1 protein-coding gene is annotated in these 1521 nt (G+C 64.5%); it reads right to left on the bottom strand.

The genetic code is table 11. From position 1 onward, the window contains the following. Positions 1–1521, bottom strand: a 1521-nt coding sequence (locus CAPSK01_RS14075; protein WP_273703714.1) for a calcium-binding protein, incomplete at both ends; no start/stop codon positions are given.

Genomic DNA, 1521 nt, shown 5'->3' with positions numbered 1-1521 from the left:
GTTGTTGTCGCGACCGCCGCTGGCGATCGGCTGGCCGCTGCTACTGGTGGCAACATTGACGCCGTCCATCATGCGGCCGATCAGTTCGCTGTAGCTCAGGCGTTCGCCGTCGGAGAATTCGTAGGTGGCGATCGCTCCGGCGAAGCCGCCGGTGATGAGCAGCCGGTCGTTGGCGCCGTAGTCAATGACGAGGTAGCCGCTGCTGTTTTGTACGGTGAGGTCGTTCACGGCGGCGGTTTCGAAGAGCACCGTATTGTGTCCGGCGGCATCGTCGATGGACTCGCTCTGTCCCAGGGCGTTCTCGGGGCTGTCGCCCGCAACGAAGCGGTAGGTATCGTCGCCCTCGCCGCCGGCAAGGTAGTCGGTACCGGCGCCGCCGATGAGCACGTCGTTGCCGGCGTCTCCGAGGAGGCCGTCATTTCCTGCGCCGCCGATCAGGGTGTCGTTGCCGCCGTCGCCCCTGAGATTGTCGTCCCCTTGGCCACCGTCGAGCAGGTCGTTGCCGCCGTTGGCGACGGTATCGCCATCGCCGCGCAGGCCATCCTTGCCTTCGCCGCCAGAGAGGGTATCGTCCCCGCCGCCGCCTTCGAGGTAGTCGTCTCCCTTGTCGCCGTAGAGGGTGTCGCGGCCGTGGGCATCGGCGGCCAGCGGCGCACCGGACGTGTCGTCGCCGACGATGGTGTCGTCGTCGTCACCACCGTGAAGTTCATCGGCATCGCCGCCGCCGATGATGGCATCCTTGCCCTGGCCGCCGAAGACCAGGTCGCGGCCGTGATACTGCTTGTCGAGTCCGCTGGCGTCGCCTTCGATATGGTCGTCACCATCGCCGCCCGAGAGTTCGTCGGCGCCGCCGTTCCCCCAGAGGGTGTCGTTGCCGGCACCGCCGTCGACAATGTCGTTGCCGTGGTACTGGCCGGCGGTGATGCTTTCGTCACCGGAAAGAAGATCATTGCCGGCACCGCCGACCAGTTCGTCATGACCGCCGTTTCCAGTCAGGCGATCGTCGCCCTCTCCACCGTCTATAAAATCGTTGCCATGGAGCGCACCGGAGAGACTGATATCCGGGTCCGTAGGATCGTCAACCGTGTCGCCGCTCAGCACGTCATTGTCTGCCCCACCCAGAAGCTGGTCGTCGCCCTCAAGGCCGAATCCCACGTCATTGTCGGTTCCGGCGTCGATGAAATCGTCGCCAGCGCCACCCATCAGCCAGTCATCACCGGCGCCTCCAAAGAGAATGTCGTCACCATCGCCGGTTCCAGAAAAGGAAGTGCGATCAGCAACGGTTCTGTATACGGTGACGCCATTTGGTTTTTCCTCGACTTCGCGTCGCACTGACCAATCCCTGTAAGCAAAGCTGATTTCGGCGTCCCCCCAGAGGTTGTCGTTGCCGGCGCCACCAATCAGGAGGTCTTCGCCGACACCCCCGGCCAGGAGGTCTGCGTCGGTGCTCCCCACCATGAAGTCATCGTCGTCTCCGCCATCGAGCAGATCGCCCCGGATACTGCTGCTGCCGGAGCCCGC

This window comes from Candidatus Accumulibacter vicinus, from assembly GCF_000584955.1.
In the GTDB taxonomy this organism is placed as follows: domain Bacteria; phylum Pseudomonadota; class Gammaproteobacteria; order Burkholderiales; family Rhodocyclaceae; genus Accumulibacter; species Accumulibacter vicinus.
Note: the sequence above shows the minus strand (reverse complement) of the source record. Positions and strands in the feature narration are given on the sequence as shown.